The organism is Planococcus soli (genome assembly GCF_016881065.1).
In the GTDB taxonomy this organism is placed as follows: domain Bacteria; phylum Bacillota; class Bacilli; order Bacillales_A; family Planococcaceae; genus Planococcus; species Planococcus soli.
This window is the reverse complement of record NZ_WXYN01000002.1, coordinates 14,098-30,337: the sequence shown is the minus strand read 5'-3', so window position 1 is coordinate 30,337 and position 16,240 is coordinate 14,098. Positions and strand designations below refer to the sequence as shown.

The following is a 16,240-nucleotide window of genomic DNA, read 5'->3' as shown; positions in this document are numbered from 1 at the left end:
ACGAGAAAAAAGCTGCGATAGTAACTCCTTAAAGCTAGAGTTTCAGTTATACAGCTAATTGGCGGGCATAAATACGATAGTTAACCGTGCTCATGCCGGCCAATATTGCATTAAATTCTAGTATTTTTTAGAGAATACTATTTATCTTGTCGCTTGTTAGCTTCGATCCTAATGAACTCCGGCAAATAATTGGGCGTACATCCGTTTGCTACTACTTCATCTTTGTAAAGACCCGTTTCCTCACCAATTCTTACACAACGTGCACGACTCTTTTCATCATAAACGCCGATCCAGCCTGCGGTGAAATTCATAGCCCATTGAACTTCCGGTTTTTCCTGCATAATATTAGCTTCTATTGCCGATAGCAGTTCTTCCGTGTTATCAGGCGGTGTTTGTCCAGTCCATCTCAATCGTGCCTGATAATACCAGTAAGCACGCCTTTGAAGAGCAGCGGTGCTATGTTCCCATGACTCCATCAATGCAATGTTCTTCTTGTCTTTGGTGAGCTGATTGGCCATTAACCAATCCATTAAGTTATTTCGCTCATCAAAAGTGTGAATCTGCATATCCTTATCAAGCAGATCTAGCACATCTTGTGAAAGAAGTTTTTTATCCATAATTAAGATCGCTAATAGTCTGGGCAAGAACTCTTCGGTTGACCAAAGTTCCATAGCGAGTTCGTGATCCCTTTTAATGTCCTTTGCGATTTTCCGTAAGTCGCCTAGCTTAGTTTTGCTACTCATTTGAGATAGAATGCTGTCTGCTTTTGAAGAGATTTTTATTCCTGCACCTTTTTTTCCATCCATTTTATACAACTCCTCTATTAAAGAACTGTTCAATAATGTGTTCTTGATAGGATTTATTAAAAAATGCTTTTTTATAAGCTTTATTGCATTGGTAGGCTTTCAAAATCTATCTTTTTTAATATTGTAGCATATGTAGTGTTTAAGCTTTTACCACTTATACATAGAAGGAAATGCATCCTCGAAGTTAGGTTTAAAACTTTAATTCCGGATTTTTTGGTAAGAAATGCTTTACTCAAAACCTGTGACAATCTTTATAACGGCATAAGCATAGCCGCCCCATCATCCATTATGTATGTAAGATGCATGCTAGTTGAGCAAGTAAATCAAGCGTTTAAGGTATTTAAATATGTTAAAATAAGTTAATTAGTTGTAAGGAGGGATATTTTGTTTGAGATATTTGTAAAAAAAGTTAATTCTGATATCGTGATTAGGTGGCTGTTAACAAAAATTACAATTCCAATATCTGATATTTTAGCAGTTACCATAGATGATACTTATGGCGGAAAAGAAAAACAGGCAATAAGAATTGGAAGGCCATATGGCACAACAGATAGAGTCGTTATCGTTACAAGGGAAAGCACATATATTTTATTTACAACCAACTATCTATCAATACAAAAAAAACTAAACTCGTACATCAATTCAATTTAATAAGGAGCTATTGAAAACTGTCTGCGTTTTCGCAAAGTGATGGTTCCATAATATTAATAGTATTGTAAAGAGAAAACGCCATTCCTAACATTTGGAATAGCGTTTTCTCTTACTTCCTTATTTGATAGATTTGAACACTCAGAAGTTATCTTTAGGTCAAAGCTTTCGCAAAATTCCACTTTCATAAGTTGGAAGAAAAAACTGATGCACAGTAGCTTTCTTACCTTTTTCACTCTTCCCATCTTTAAGTAAAAATTTTTATAATTAAAAAGGGACATTTATAAAAATGGGAAGCAAAGAAGCAGTACTTTTAACTTCTTTACTTCCGACAAAGTGTTGATATGTAATCTAAAATTCTAACTTTCCAGATCATCTATCTAATACATAAGTTACTACAACGAAAGCCGGATTCTAAAAAAATAGGTTGCCTGACTCCCATGGAATATGGGACGCAAGCAGCCTAAAAAGGGTGTTTTATTGGTGTCTCAAATTGCTATGACAGTCTATGTCAGTCCTCTTTTTTGTATTGCGTAAATCGTAGAACGTTATACCGTCATTCTATCAACCCCCACATATTGGAAGTTATACCGAAAAAAATCAAAGCCAATATGGCAATTGAAAAAATGACCACACCGACTTGTATCGGCATATATTCCTTGACTATCGGTTCAATTAAGCCATCCCTGTGGTCGATATAGTGAGCATGCGGCAGCGGTTCGACAGGTTCAGTAGATTCCTGGGCGGTTTGGAATTCCTCTTTTTCCAAAGGTTCTTGGTGAATCATGATGAACGCCTCCCTTTCTTCTTTTTTTGATTCAATATTAACATAAAAATCAGAAAATTAACATTTTATAGTTTTCCGGAATCAGAAGGACGCTGAGGCCTATGCTAAAAAAACTGATTGCTTTTAAGCAATCAGCCGAATACACACAATTAAATCTTAACCATTTATGTGAAATGACTTCACATTGGCTCTAAAAAGTATTCACTCATAATTTTCTCCACGCAATCTAATCGCTGATTTTCTTCTTAAAGGCTTGATTCTTGTTCAGTTTCTTTATGAAGTTCAGCATTTAATGGGTTCTGCTAATACAGAATCCCATAATGGCTAAATAATCCATTAAAAATTTCATAGCTGATCATGTTTCACCTATCTTATCCGCGTAGAATCTAGTAGCCTTCTTATAGGATTGAATATCTTCGTAAATAAACGTCTTCAAAAAGCAGTTTAATAGGATTTCCATCGCCTTTTGGCACTCATTTAAACCATATTCGTTTCTTGATTTCGGCAGTAGCCGCAGTAATGGCCACAGCCAGTATAGAGTTAGGAATATATGGAGTCTATGCTTTTTATCTGAATAGAGTTGTACAGATGCCATCTCTGGAATTTGTTAATATTCCTATTCCTCTGACCTCTGATCGTCAGTGAATCGTAGATGGCTCCTAGTTCTGATAAAGAGTGCGGCATTAAGATACACGGCGGTTTCTGGTCACTTTGAATAAGTACTTGTCTGGATTGCTCTAGTATCGTATCAATGTCTCTCTCCTCATGAAATACATCGCTGTATCCATAGCCGGCTCTTTCCATGACTGCAACTTTATTTTCTTTTGAAAACCTGCTGTTCAAACCTTTCTATTCATACACTGGAGCCGCAATTCCTGATTCCGCCAAAAACACAATTAAAAGCCCAGTTCTCTGCATATCAAAATAGAGAAATTGAGCTTTTCAGTTACTTCATTTTTTTATTGAATTCATTAACTGGAAGAAGTATTCAGGTTCATTCGCCTTGTTTAGCTTATACCATGAATGCAACGCATCTGGTGCAAATACATCTAGTTTTTTCAGTACCTCCATTGCAAATTCCAAAGGAGCTGTTCCTAAGGCAGTAACCAAATTTGCATCAGATACCGCAGATTCCAGCTCAAAGAATCTTTCTCCTTTATAGTTAGGACAAACCATTTTAGTATATTCTAAGTTATTACTCGTGTGCTTTCTGGTGTCTAAGTACCCCATATTGGCAAGGCCCTCAGTTGCACCACAAATTGCGGCAACAATAGTGCCAAGCTCCAAAGCTTGGCCAATTCTTTCCAAGATAGGTTGATGAATTTCTCCACTCCAAGTCGTCCCTCCTGGTAGAATTATAAGATCTGTATTCTCAAGCGTACACTCATTAAGGGAAAGGTCTGGTTTTATGCTCAGTCCTCCCATAGTAGTAATCATTTCTTTATTAGCCCCTACTGTAATCACTTTTAAAGATGCTAATTCTTTTTTGAAATATCTTCCTGAGTTTAGTTCAGCAATTAGATATCCATATTCCCAGTCAGACATTGTATTAAATACATAGAGAAAAACTTTTTTTGTTTGCATCCAATAGCACTCCCATTCCATTTGATATAGCTAGTATAAAATAACTTCCCTGACAGATACCGTCAGGGAAGTTATCATACTTCATGAAATTCTATTAGTTCCGTCAAAACTTCAATAAGTCTTTTCTTAAGACTTATTGGCTCAATAACTTTGAGTGATTTATTGTACGGCAAAAGTAAATAAGGGACATATGTAAGGATCACATCTTTTTCCAGAAGAAACACTGCTTGATCTGAAGTCTGTTCTTGTAAATAATATCCTAAAAACCAATGTTGGCAAATATCAGCCAATACAGTTTTATCCCCAGTAAGAACCAAAGAAATAATCCCTTCCTTATCATCTATAGTTGGAAGAAGATTTTTTATAAAAAAGTCACGTGCTGAGAAATTTTCTGGCCGGTTAAACCTATTTTCTTTTAGCGTGAGACTCTCAATTCGATCCACCCTGAAACTACGGATATCTTTTCTAAGATAACAAAATCCAATCATGTACCACTGATTATTCCAATAGAGTATTCTGTACGGATCGACCAATCGATCATTTAGTTGCTTTTCGCCATTTTTTTGGTAACGAATTTTTACTGAGTATTCTGCAGCTACGGCCTTCTCCAATTCCTTCAAAAAAGGTACTACAGAAATCGAACTTACTCGGCTGATTACTTCAAGATTCGTTACATGTTGGTTTACCTTTGTTTCCTGTTCTTGATTTGAGTAATTACTTAGTTTTGAAATGGCCCTGTTTAGTGCTTCCCCTCCATAATATCCGGCTTCTTCCGCAAAAACAGCAGCGTGAAAGAGGGAAATTTGCTCCTCAGAATCAAAAAAAAGAGGAGCCTCAATAAAATGGTTCATTAAAGTGTATCCACCGTTATGTCCTGGTTCTGAAATTATCGGTACGCCACTTGTTGAGATTGTGTCAATGTAACGATACACAGTTCTTATGTTCATCTCTAACTTTTCTGAAATTTGTTTGGCAGTAATTTTTTCACCTGAACGAAGCATCCATAGAATTGCTAACATGTTATCAATTTTAGGCATATTCTTCTCCCTCTATATGAAATTTATTTCCTCTCTTTTCTCTCTTGAAAAATAATATCATTATTTTCCTGTTACTTGTTTCTTGATTTCTTAAGTTTTTTTCCAATAATCGTAATGCACATAAATAAAGCGTTCGTAAAAGTACACTTTTCCAGACGAAAAGGGATAGGAGAAGCTAAAAAAATCGCATCTTCTATCCCTTTGTATTTTAATTGCTTTTGAGGAGGCATCATATGCAAACCAAATTTTAATAAAGAAAAACTTCTCCATTAAGGATAACATCACGGAATAATAACCAACGAAATTGTCCGATCAGTTCCATCTTCCGATTCTTCCATATTGTAGTATTTTTCTATTAGTGTACCGAGCTCCGTTTGAAAATCGTTGAATGAATCATTTGTTAAGTTCAGTTTTACTAGAGAAAATGTTGATTGATCCTGTGACTGATTTGCCATACTACTTTCATAATAGTTTTTATAGTTTTGTAAAATGTACATGAAAAAGTAGGTGACAAATTTTATTTTTTCGCTATAAGTAGCCGACTGCCAATCTTCTTCACTGATCTTGTAAGCTTGCGTATTTAGGGCATATATCTTTTCTTCCACTTTTCCACTACGATTTATTCCAACAATTTTCAGCAAGTCATCCTCTACCATTGAATTTACATGCCTATACAACGTCGCTTGCGATACTTCTTTTAATACTTTATTCAGTTGCATAATCGATAAACCTTCATCGACATCTATTAGTTCTAAAGCTATTTTAAACCTGACTTGGTTTTTAAAGAAATCAAATTCCATACTATTTTATCCCCTTTTCCCTTATGTTTAGTTAGCTATTATTTATTCGTTCTTACAAGTTATCAAATTCCTTAAAGAATACGATCAGTACTCCAATCATATACTAATAATCCTAAACACGATAAAGCTTGCAATTAAATATAGTTATAAATTTTTTAAAGTAGTTGACCTTTCTATTATCATTATTGATAATGATAATAGAAAGGGTGATTAATATGAATACGGATATAACCGCTTTACTGGAAATTGAATGGACGATGATACTTCCTTTTTTGTTGCCTGTTGTCATTTTTAATTTATTACTCATTGGAATTGCACTATATGACTGGTTCAAGAGAAAAGATCTGATCACCGCACCGTATATTTGGCTGGTGGCCATCCTGCTGGTCCAATCATTAGGACCCATCTTGTATTTAGTTATCGGAAGGAAGGTCACTCGAAATGATTACCGTTGAAAAACTTCACAAGACCATAAAAAAAAGAAAGATTTTATGCGATATCTCCTTTTCAATCACAAAAGGGGAGTGTGTGGGCTTGTTGGGGCCAAACGGGGCAGGCAAAACGACACTCATCAAATGCATCACTGGCATTCTGCAGCACGAACAAGGTGAAATTACGTTCAATTCCGCCCCTATCATGCAACACAAGAAAAACATTGGTTATTTGTCACAGCATACGGACTTCAAATCGTGGATGACCTGCGAAGAATCGCTTCTTTTCTTCGGAAAATTGTCGGGGGTGGATGATGAGGCTTTAAGAGAAAACATCTCAGTAGTTTTAGAAGAAGTCGGACTTAAGGATAAAGAAAACTACAAGGTGGAACAATTATCGGGCGGCATGAAACAGCGGCTCGGGATCGCCCAGGCCATTTTGCACCAACCGCTGTTGCTGATTTTGGATGAACCTGTTTCTGCCTTAGATCCTATCGGCAGAAATGAAGTAAAGAAGTTGATTGCCCGATTAAAGAAACGAACGACCATCATCATTTCGACGCATATTTTGGATGACGCCAGCGAATTTTGCGACAGATACATCATTATAAAAAATGGAATGATTGTCGGAAACATAAATGACGAGTTTCAGAAATCAGATCGGAAAAGAATTCTTGTAAAAATAGAGAATTCACCACAAGCAAAAGAGACTTTATCCAATACTGATTTCGAGAAAATTGAAATCGTTTCATACAACACTTATCTTTTAACGGGGGTTGAAGAATTGGAATTGAAGACAGTAGTCAACGATTTCGCCCAAAAAGAAATAAATACTATTTCCATCGAGTTTTATGAAAAAGGGTTAGAAGAAATTTTTCTGGAGATGGTGTCGGATACATGACAAACTTTAATACATTAATGCGGACTGAAATAGTGGAAGCACTCAAAGAATTTAAATTCATCTGGTTAACGCTGTTCTTTGTCATTCTGGGTGTTACTCAACCGTTGATCAATAAATACATGGATATCATTCTCGAAAATGTAGGTGGGGCCGACGGAATCACCATCGATCCGAACAGGCCCACTCCTTCCTCTGCTGAAGTTCTTCTGTCTACGGTTTCCGGTCAATTCAATCAAATCGGTCTAATCATTTTAACCATCAGTTTTATGGGACTGATTGCAGGCGATCGCAACAGCGGCATGCAAGATTTTATTTTGACCCGCCCCGTGTCGCTTGCGTCCTACCTCTTATCCAAGCTGGCAAGCCATTGGTTGATTAGCATGTTCAGCATTTCCATCGGCGCAGCGGTTTCGTATACCTATACAATGATGTTATTCGGCTCCTTCTCTTTTTCAAATTTTCTCCTTTTCCTGATTTTATACAGCTTCTGGATTCTATACGTCGTGAGCTTAACGATTCTGATTAGTACATTCGTTAAAAGTCCCATTCTCATCGCAGTCACTACCATTTTAATATCTATGATCTTGATCATTGCAAAAGGATTCAATCACATTTTGTTTCAGCTGTCACCAGGCAGCATTCTAACCCTGGCAGAAAATCAATTACAGTCGATGCAGGACTTGAATTACTTCGCTATTCTCACGTGCTTGTTTTTTATCTTGTTTAATATTTACTTGGCGAACCTGAAGATGAAGAAGTCGTAAAAAGGAATGCTTAATTAATAGTGTGAGAAGATAAGTAGAAAACTAGTCAATATAGACGTTAAACGTTAGTAACAGGATACTTTTACAGACGAAAAGGGAGAGAAGATACGCTTTGTTTGGCCTCTTCTCTCCCTTTATTCTTGTGCATTAGGCATTTTCCTGTTTCAGACTTTCAATGATATTCGCATTCTTTATTTTGATAATTGAATACAACATTGCTGCTCCGACAATCAGGAAAATTACCACAATCGTAAAAAGAATACTCATCCACGGGAGAGAAAATTCATATTGGAATGTGTAGCCTAACGAACGGTGCATGACCAGCATCACGGCTATACTGATAGGCAATCCATAAGCCAATGCTTTTCCTCCATAAAATAGGCTTTCGTAGCGAATCATTTTGTTAAATCCTTTCGGAGTCATACCGACCGATCTTAGCATCGCAAACTCTCTTTTCCGAAGGGAAATGCTTGTAGATATCGTGTTAAAGATATTCGCGATGGAAATGAGTGAAATCAGTGCAATAAAACCGTAGGTAAATACGGACATCAGTATAATCATCTGCTCTTCTTGTTGGCGCTGTTGATAAATATTATAGATTTGGATATTTGTATCGTTTTGTTCTTCAATTACTGCTTGAGTTGCCATCGGATCAGAGCTGTTTGCATAGATGGAAGTCGATCTTTCTTCTTCAGTAAAATCCAATTGATCAAATGTCTTTTTTGGAACGATAATGGTTAGACCACCAAGTCCAGTTTGCTGGACACCCATAGGCACTTGATCAGTCAAAGCTGCAATTTCAAATGTAGTCAATAACTCTCCTTCAAGCGGTTCACCTGTTTCACTGTAAAGGCTCTTATGCACTTCGATCCCATCTCCAACTTCCGTATTGATGGTTTTAGTTTCGACAAATTTACCGGAAGCTGCGTCTTCGTAAGATATTTGTTCGATGACAATAGCCTTCAGTTTGTCTGCAAACAAATCTGATTCCGTGCCTATTGATTTAGCATAAGCTTTAAAACTTGCCTCGTCTAAGCCCTGAATATCGACATAATAACGGTACTTCCCATCTTCAAGGACCGCTTCACCAATTTCCAATTGTTCTGTTAGTTTTTCGGGAAGCTGGTCAGATTCAATGAATGCTTCAGCTTGTGCATTTGTTATCAGTGAAGTTTTTGTGACTTGCTCTAACTGCGCATAATTCATCAAGTCAACTTCGTCCAGCTCACTTCTACTGATTTGCAGATCGAACTGATTATCGCTTTGGGACATTTCTAATGATTTTTTCAGACCTTCAGTAAAATAAGTCACTGATAAAAATAAAACGATGCTGATGACAAGTGAGAACACGGTCGCCAAATAACGTTTACGGTTTCGTTTGACGTTTTTCAATCCGATCTCCGCTTCAAGGCCGAACACTTTTCGGACCCATTTGGACGTCTTGATACTTTTTCCAGTTAACTTGATATCCTGAGTTTGATGCATGGCATCAATCGCCGATATTTTGGATGCCCTCTTTGCCGGTATATAACTAGAGATAAAAATGGTTAAAATTGAAATACCGCATGCCAGGATTACAGAAGCCGGTGTAACTACCAATTCCAGCTTTTCCGTAATATAGAGTGCATCTTCGATAAGAGGGTTGATAAAGATAAATGTTAGCCCGATTCCTCCGATTCCGGCTAAGAGGCCAATCGGAATACTGATGATTCCAATCACAGCGCCTTCAAAAAATACAGAATTGCGTTTTTGTTTTTTCGTCGCCCCTACGCTCGATAGCATACCCAAATGTCTAGCCCGCTCAGACACACTAATCGCAAATGCATTGTAAATCAATGCTACCGAACCAATCAAAATAACCGCCATAATAATACCGGCTAAAGAAAATAGTGTACTCCGGAGATTGTCATTGTCTGTTAAGCCATAATAGCGAAGCAACTCGGAATTAAATTCAACGCCAACAATCCCATTCTTGTCAGCCAATTCATCGGCATGGTCAAAAATCTCTGATTCCAGCTTGTCAACAGTCACAAAAACGTCTAGCGCCTGCCCCTCTGCTGCGCGTGCTTTATCCACATACCCGATTACCGTATAGCCTGGTGACCAGGCTGGTTCCCAATCAGGCCGGTTGATAACTCCAACAATTGTTACAGTTTTAGTTTCTAAATTTTCCAGCTTTTCTAGGGTTTCGCCTTCATTGATTTGAAGCGAGTCCACTTGCGATAACAGTTTGTTGTCGTTTATCTGAACTCGCTCACCGACGTCCACGGTCAGTTCATCTCCAATTTCAAAAGGCACTTCAACATTATCTTGAATCGTCTCTGAAATAGCGACTTCTTCTTCCGTATTTGGCAAACGCCCTTCAGAAACAGCAATTGGAAACTGTACCATTCCTTCTTTATCGTAGTTTTTGAAATACAAATATGGCTTGTACTCGTTTTCGGAACCTTCCAGGATTGCATAGCCATCGCTTGAGACAATCGTATTTTGAGTTGCGCTATCCTGTTCGATTGCCTCTACCTGTTCTTTCGTTGCATTTTGGTATTGGACATGCCATTCGCCGCTTTTCTCGATTTCCTGGCGAACCATCATATCAAGAAACGATACGCCCAGTGTGGCTACTGCTGTGATCATTGCAACAGAAATGATTACCCCAATAATCGTCACAAGCGAGCGTCGTTTGTTCTGCTTTAAATGACGTATGGTGACTTTATTGATGATATTCATGGCCGGATAACCTCATCTTTTGCCACTTTACCGTCTTCTATAGTTATAATACGGTCTGCCTGCAGAGCGATGCGCTCATCGTGCGTAATAACGATCAATGTCTGGTTAAATGTTTTATTGAACATTTTCAACAGATCCATTATTTCTTCACTATTTTTACTGTCCAGATTACCCGTCGGTTCATCTGCCAACATAATTGCCGGGTTGCTGATCAGTGCCCGCCCGATTGACACACGTTGTTGCTGTCCGCCGGAGAGCTGATTGGGCAGATGGGCCAATCGATTTTCAAGCCCTAATGCGTTCGAAATTTTGTTGAATTGCAGCGGATCCACTTTTTGCTCATCCAAGAGCATAGGCAGGGTAATATTTTCTTCGACGGTTAAAATCGGAATCAAATTGTAAAATTGGTAGATCAACCCGATTTGGCGACGCCTAAAAATGGCGAGTTGAGTTTCGTCCAACGAATAAATGTCCGTTTGGTCGATTGATACATTGCCACTCGTTGGCTGATCGACTCCGCCCAGCAAATGAAGCAACGTCGATTTCCCTGAACCCGATGGCCCGATGATGCAAATAAACTCGCCTTTGTTCACAGAAAACGAGACGTCATCAAGCGCTGCCACAGCGGTTTCGCCTTCACCGTATACTTTTGATAGATTCTTCACTTCTACAATCGTCATTAGAAAACCTCCATTATGTTAATCTCTTGTTTCAGTATAACGAGACTACATGACTGCGAGGTGACTCGAAGGTGACAGTCTAGTCACTTTGCAGAACAACTAAAAAAAGCAGGAGCCATTTAAACTACCTGCTTGTAGAACTTAATATGAAAGACCGTGCCCATCTCCGGTTCGCTCTTCACTTCGATATCTCCTTGTTGGCTGGTGATGATGCTATACGCCATGGCAAGGCCAATGCCGACACTCTCATCGCTTGCATTGCTGCCTTTGTAGAAGCGTTTGAAGATGTGCGGCAAGTCTTGTTTTGATATGCCGCTCCCGCTATCCTTGATAATGATTTCAGTATAAAGTACATTTTCGGTATAACGAATCGATAGCTTTCCACCCGGAGCGGTGTGTTCGACGCAGTTTTTCAAAATATTGATTAACGCTTCAGTGGTCCAGTTCAGATCTCCTGAAAATGCAGTCAGGTCGGCCCCTTGGATATCGATTTGCTGCATTTTAATATCCATTGGCACCAAAAGCGGTTCGACCGCTTTTTCGACGAGCTCCCTGACCATTATGGGCTCTTTCTTAAAAGCAATCGTACCGGCATCAATTTTTGATAACTTGAGGAGCGACGAAACAAGCCATTCCATCCGTTTCAACTGAATGTTCAAATTCCGAGTGAATTCAGTGCGTTTTTCATCACCGAAACGGCTGTCACTTAACAAATCTGCCATGACCATCATAGAGGTCAGTGGCGTTTTCAATTGATGGGAGATATCAGAGATAGCGTTCGTCAGTTTTTCTTTGTCATCATGAAGAGTCGTACTTTGCTCCGATAACATTGTCGTTACTTTGTAGATTTGGCTTTTAAGCAAGCTCAATTCTCCTTCAGTATTGTCCCGAACATCTAACTGGTAATCGCCATTACTGATTTTTTGCAGATAGCTTGACAGCCGATCGATCTCCCTGTAGCGCCACCACGTGAAAATTCCAGTAGTTGCAATCAATACGATGGACATGGCAAACACACTCCAACTAGCTGCAGTAGAACCGAAAACAGCTGTAAGCCCCACACCAGCTAGGCTAAAAAAAGCAAGTACAGTAAACAATAACTGAATTTCACGATTTCGCAGCAAGCTCAATCACCTGCCTTGTAGCCCATCCCTCGGATGGTCTTGATGAGAGTGGGCTGTCCGGGATCAGCCTCGAGTTTTTCACGCAGCCGCTTGATATAAACGGTCAACGTATTGTCGTTGACAAAATCTCCGCCGACATCCCAGATCCGATCGAGCAGCTGAGTTCTTGTGATAACCTGTCCGATGTGGTTAACAAAAATCAACAACAGCCGATACTCTAAAGCCGTTAAAAAAATTTCGTTGCCGCCTTTATGTACTTTCCCATTCACTGTGTCCACTTGGACATCTCCCAGGTGCATGACAGATTTAGATGGACTCTTGTGCTGGTAGCGGCGCAGCACCGAATTGATGCGCGATTGCAGTTCACGTATGCGGAATGGCTTCGTGATGTAATCATCGGCTCCCATGTCTAATCCCATGACGACGTTCACTTCATCATCAAACGCCGTGAGAAAAATGACAGGAATGTCCCGCTTCGTCTTAGCCAGCGTGCATAAATCATAGCCGCTTCCATCGGGCAACGATAAATCGAGCAAGCATAAATCAATGTCTCCAAGCTGTTGTTCGATTGCAGTTTTTGCTGAAGCCGCTGTATGGCACAAAATTGTTTGAAATCCTTCTTGTTGCAGCGAGTATGTCAAACCGGAAGCGATGGTGCGATCGTCCTCAACGACTAGGATATTCATGCGGTTCCCCCTATCCTTCTGTTTCAAATTTTGAATTTTAAACTATGAATGATCTATCTTATCCTTTTTATGATCACAGGTTTTAAAAAAATGCAGCTACTGCTGCTTTAGCGGCTTAATTTTACGGTTGCATCTTTTTTTCTCCTGCCTATAATATACATTTTATAATAGGTTAACATTTATTGTTGATATTTAAACAATTTGGACAAGGGTATATTTATTTTGAGATTAAATTTCCAAGTATGACTCGGGAACGCAGAATACTTGAAGTTGAAGCAACTACTCAACAATTGCATAGTTCGATTGCAATATATGAGTATTTATACCAATCGAACAAAAGAAGACAGGGGGCAGATATTCATGCCCACTGTCTTCTTTAAGAAAAGCTATATGAAATCATAAGCAGCGATTTCAAAATCGGTACAATTTTTCATACAAACAACTGCTTACCAGATCAATTCAGCCCATTCTGGATGGTCGATGAACGGATTGCGGTTGCCTTGAATGTCTTCGATCTTTTCGTTTCGCTGTTGTTCCCAGCTGCTGACAGGATCTTGTTCATGCCACTCGAGCAACACGGAGATCTTTCCGTGGAAAGGCGTCGATCCGTTATTCACCTGGTCGTTGAGCTCCAAGTCCACTGCGTCATCTGACTCGTAGCGGACTGCCATATATAGCAGCATACGGGCAACATCGCCTTTCACTTCATCTGGCGGCTCCCAGGAAGTCGTTGTTCGCAAACAGCCATCGCAGCCGCGCACTGCAGTGCCGCCGTAATCAAAGTCCAAGTTCCCGCGCAGTCCGTTCACTTGGACATCCGTCGGGCGCAAATGGTGGATATCCGTGCCCGCACCCATTGCCGTTCCAAAGCTGCCATGAGACTTCGCCCATGTGTGCTCACGGTTCCAGTCGCCGACATTGCCGCCATTCAAGGATTTTGAACGTGACTCCCCGCTATACAGTAAGAGGACGTTATTTAAATTATTCGGGTCTTCATCCGTTGTTTTCAATGCGTCCCATACTTGGGAATAGCTGAGTTGATGGTGGTCATCAATAATTTCATGGAGTTCTGCTTTTAAAGCCTCACCTTGCAAGCCATCTGCTGTATCATAATATTCCTCTGGCGCCGGAGCTTCTGCAGACACCGTTACTGAAAATGACTGGGTGACGCTTTGATTGCCGTCGCTTGCTGTCACACCGACAATGTGAGAGCCTTCCGGCAAATCGAGCGTCAAGTTTGAGCCAGTGACTATCCCTTTAGTTGATGAAAAGGAAAGGCTTTCCCCTTCAGGATCAGAGAAATATTCCATTAGGTCATACTGTAAGCGATCCCCTGCCCACACTTGTTCCCCGGCAAACACTTTCGTTGCTACATGTGCTTTATTTTCCATTGGCAAATGTGGAGAAGGGATCTGCTCACCGTCCGAATTATAGAAGCGAATCTCTTCATAATCCGCGCCATCGATAAAATCGATCTCCCGGATATTTTCAGCTCCTCTGATTTCAGAAACGTTCTTGCCATCCACCACTACTTTCTTTACATCAATTCCCTTAAAATCAAAAATTGAATTTGAACGAGCGGGGCTTAATACCACCTTGACATCCGCAAACCCCGAACCCTGAAATTCACCGTATTTCCCCTTCAAATAGACGCCATCCGTGATGGACGCTTTTCCACTCAAGGTCACTGACACACTTGGCTGGCCAATCGTCAACTTTTTCTTTTTCAGATTCTCGTAATGCAAACTTTTTTGAGGTTCCATTGGCTGCGGTTCTGGAGCAGGTACTGGTGTTTCACCGAAACCATTCATTGTATGGCTGCCCAAGTGTTCAAATGTATCAGCGGGATACGCAGTCCATTCAGCCGAAGGATCGAATGCGTCATCCACTACGCTGTTGCCAGCTTGGACATCCGGGTTGCGCACCAGCGTAACATCTTTCGTGTTTTCAATGCGTGTGCCCACTTGGCCAATCGAATCGATCGCAACTCCGTCTTTTTCCAAGACCAGTGCATCGTCTCCGTTAAAATTGATCACACCGTTATATTGCTGATCTCCTCGTTCCTGAATTACCGGATCTGCGCCACTGTTATAAATAACTACCGTATCTCCGCTTGCAACAGTACCCGAAAGCGCCATTTCACTTTGTACGGTTGTGCTGCCATTTGCATACAACGCTACGGAATAAGGGTTCAATTCGATTGAAGAGCCTGTTCCGTTGTAAATTTCTACCGCTTTGTTTAAGCTGCTGCCTTCAATGTATTCCGAAATAAAAAGATCGCTTGCTGGTGCAGCTGCTTGAACTGCCACTTGTGAACCAGGTACCCACAAGCTCGCAACCAACCCTACCGACAATAAAGCTTTTGCTGATTTGTTCCATATTCTTTTGTCCAATGTAATGTTGCCCTCCTCTTTTCTGTAAAAATGTTTCTGTTGGAATCGCTAGTTTATCTGGTTTTTTTTCAATCGATTTTTGTAAATTATTTAATGTTCCACTAATTTAATTTACAGTTTTTTCTATTATCTTCTAAACCATACCGAAAGCTTTCCACTTCGTCAACGTTATTTAGCAAAACTTACATAAAGTTAACAAAATACTAAAGGCTAGATAAAATTTGTTCAGCCATACCATTAGCTGCCTATATTTATTGCTTTCCAATAGAAGGCAATCTAGTTTAACTCTTCTTACGTTTTATTAAAAAGGAGAAAATAAGAGGTTTTTCAATGAAGTACAATGATTTTAAAACTGCGATTGAAAGTAAGTATAAGAAATCTTTACAGATGATCATGTACGAAATTTGCATAGTAAAAAAGGTGAACGCGGTAGAAGGTTCGAAAAAACTGGGTATAGCTAAAGAAGTTTTCGTTTACTGGCGGCATCACTATCGTTTCGAAGAGAGGCAGCGATTATTTGACCGAGCGATAGAAGATCTAAAGGATAAGCGGTCTTTATTTACTGACGAGATAATAAATTGATGCCATTCGGTAGAAGTAACGTTAACGACCCTACTACTTACTTAATACACAGTTAGTAGATACTTGCTAACTTTTTTTGCCATTCTAAGATACGGGAACCATTTTAAAGAACTAGTTCAGCAGGCGGAAAAGGAAACCCGATTTCAAAAAGAAGGTGGTAAAAAATAGAGCTTTTGCTGTGAAAGGATTTCCCCCGCCTTAGGCCATCATGATGAGAACGAGAACGGTCGGGAAAAAAGGTGTATACAAGATAAGGGAAATAACCTCAATTGCTCAACTCTTTTGTCTGT

At 39.6% G+C, this 16,240-nt stretch carries 15 protein-coding genes and 2 pseudogenes; 5 read left to right on the top strand and 12 right to left on the bottom strand.

Going from position 1 to position 16,240, the window contains the following annotated elements:
* Positions 1-137: 137 nt before the first annotated feature.
* Positions 138-806, bottom strand: a complete 669-nt coding sequence (locus GJB59_RS00185) for a DNA alkylation repair protein (RefSeq protein ID WP_142829697.1) — start codon at positions 804-806, stop codon at positions 138-140.
* Positions 807-1,190: 384 nt separating this feature from the next.
* On the opposite strand from GJB59_RS00185, the gene GJB59_RS00180 reads away from it, so the two are divergent.
* Positions 1,191-1,457: a SunI/YnzG family protein gene (locus GJB59_RS00180; protein WP_142829699.1), complete on the top strand. Its 267-nt coding sequence runs from the start codon at positions 1,191-1,193 to the stop codon at positions 1,455-1,457.
* Positions 1,458-2,010: 553 nt separating this feature from the next.
* Here the strand turns inward: GJB59_RS00180 and GJB59_RS00175 are convergent.
* From GJB59_RS00175 to GJB59_RS00155, 5 genes and pseudogenes are all read right to left on the bottom strand, one after another.
* Complete coding sequence (locus GJB59_RS00175; RefSeq protein WP_142829701.1) at positions 2,011-2,241, bottom strand: hypothetical protein; 231 nt, start codon at positions 2,239-2,241, stop codon at positions 2,011-2,013.
* Between the two features lie 648 nt (positions 2,242-2,889).
* Positions 2,890-3,135 (bottom strand): annotated as a pseudogene (locus tag GJB59_RS00170) (alpha/beta hydrolase); the annotation flags it as partial.
* Between the two features lie 57 nt (positions 3,136-3,192).
* Complete coding sequence (locus GJB59_RS00165) at positions 3,193-3,825, bottom strand: type 1 glutamine amidotransferase family protein (protein ID WP_142829703.1); 633 nt, start codon at positions 3,823-3,825, stop codon at positions 3,193-3,195.
* Positions 3,826-3,899: 74 nt separating this feature from the next.
* Entirely contained in the window at positions 3,900-4,862 is a 963-nt protein-coding gene (locus GJB59_RS00160; protein ID WP_142829706.1) for a helix-turn-helix transcriptional regulator, read from the bottom strand.
* A 281-nt stretch (positions 4,863-5,143) separates the two neighbouring features.
* Positions 5,144-5,662, bottom strand: coding sequence for a helix-turn-helix domain-containing protein (locus GJB59_RS00155; protein WP_142829708.1), 519 nt, complete (start codon positions 5,660-5,662; stop codon positions 5,144-5,146).
* Positions 5,663-5,877: 215 nt separating this feature from the next.
* Here GJB59_RS00155 and GJB59_RS00150 point away from each other — a divergent pair, with 215 nt between their 5' ends.
* Genes GJB59_RS00150 through GJB59_RS00140 form a run of 3 tightly spaced genes read left to right on the top strand, consistent with a single transcriptional unit; the run spans position 5,878 to position 7,758 of the window.
* Positions 5,878-6,117, top strand: a complete 240-nt coding sequence (locus GJB59_RS00150) for a PLDc N-terminal domain-containing protein (protein WP_142829710.1) — start codon at positions 5,878-5,880, stop codon at positions 6,115-6,117.
* Complete coding sequence (locus GJB59_RS00145) at positions 6,104-6,994, top strand: ABC transporter ATP-binding protein (protein WP_142829712.1); 891 nt, start codon at positions 6,104-6,106, stop codon at positions 6,992-6,994. The genes GJB59_RS00150 and GJB59_RS00145 overlap by 14 nt, the downstream gene beginning before the upstream one ends.
* Positions 6,991-7,758, top strand: coding sequence for an ABC transporter permease (locus GJB59_RS00140; RefSeq protein ID WP_142829714.1), 768 nt, complete (start codon positions 6,991-6,993; stop codon positions 7,756-7,758). Before GJB59_RS00145 ends, GJB59_RS00140 begins: the two co-directional genes overlap by 4 nt.
* A 147-nt stretch (positions 7,759-7,905) precedes the next feature.
* Here the strand turns inward: GJB59_RS00140 and GJB59_RS00135 are convergent, their stop codons facing one another.
* The 6 genes and pseudogenes from GJB59_RS00135 to GJB59_RS19060 all read right to left on the bottom strand — a co-directional run.
* Positions 7,906-10,485 carry an ABC transporter permease gene (locus GJB59_RS00135; protein ID WP_142829717.1) on the bottom strand — a complete coding sequence of 860 codons (2,580 nt, stop codon included), beginning with the start codon at positions 10,483-10,485 and terminating at the stop codon, positions 7,906-7,908.
* Entirely contained in the window at positions 10,482-11,165 is a 684-nt protein-coding gene (locus GJB59_RS00130; protein WP_142829719.1) for an ABC transporter ATP-binding protein, read from the bottom strand. Before GJB59_RS00130 ends, GJB59_RS00135 begins: the two co-directional genes overlap by 4 nt.
* Positions 11,166-11,284: 119 nt before the next feature.
* Complete coding sequence (locus GJB59_RS00125; protein WP_142829721.1) at positions 11,285-12,289, bottom strand: sensor histidine kinase; 1,005 nt, start codon at positions 12,287-12,289, stop codon at positions 11,285-11,287.
* Positions 12,290-12,291: 2 nt separating this feature from the next.
* Positions 12,292-12,975, bottom strand: coding sequence for a response regulator transcription factor (locus tag GJB59_RS00120; RefSeq protein ID WP_142829723.1), 684 nt, complete (start codon positions 12,973-12,975; stop codon positions 12,292-12,294).
* Between the two features lie 446 nt (positions 12,976-13,421).
* The gene (locus GJB59_RS00115; RefSeq protein ID WP_425325255.1) at positions 13,422-14,285 is read right to left on the bottom strand and encodes an endonuclease; all 864 of its coding nucleotides are present in this window, start codon (positions 14,283-14,285) and stop codon (positions 13,422-13,424) included.
* A gap of 663 nt (positions 14,286-14,948) precedes the next feature.
* A pseudogene (locus GJB59_RS19060) lies at positions 14,949-15,284 on the bottom strand (lamin tail domain-containing protein); the annotation flags it as partial.
* Positions 15,285-15,698: 414 nt separating this feature from the next.
* Between GJB59_RS19060 and GJB59_RS00105 the strand changes: the two are divergent.
* Entirely contained in the window at positions 15,699-15,950 is a 252-nt protein-coding gene (locus GJB59_RS00105; RefSeq protein WP_142829725.1) for a hypothetical protein, read from the top strand.
* Positions 15,951-16,240 lie beyond the last annotated feature (290 nt).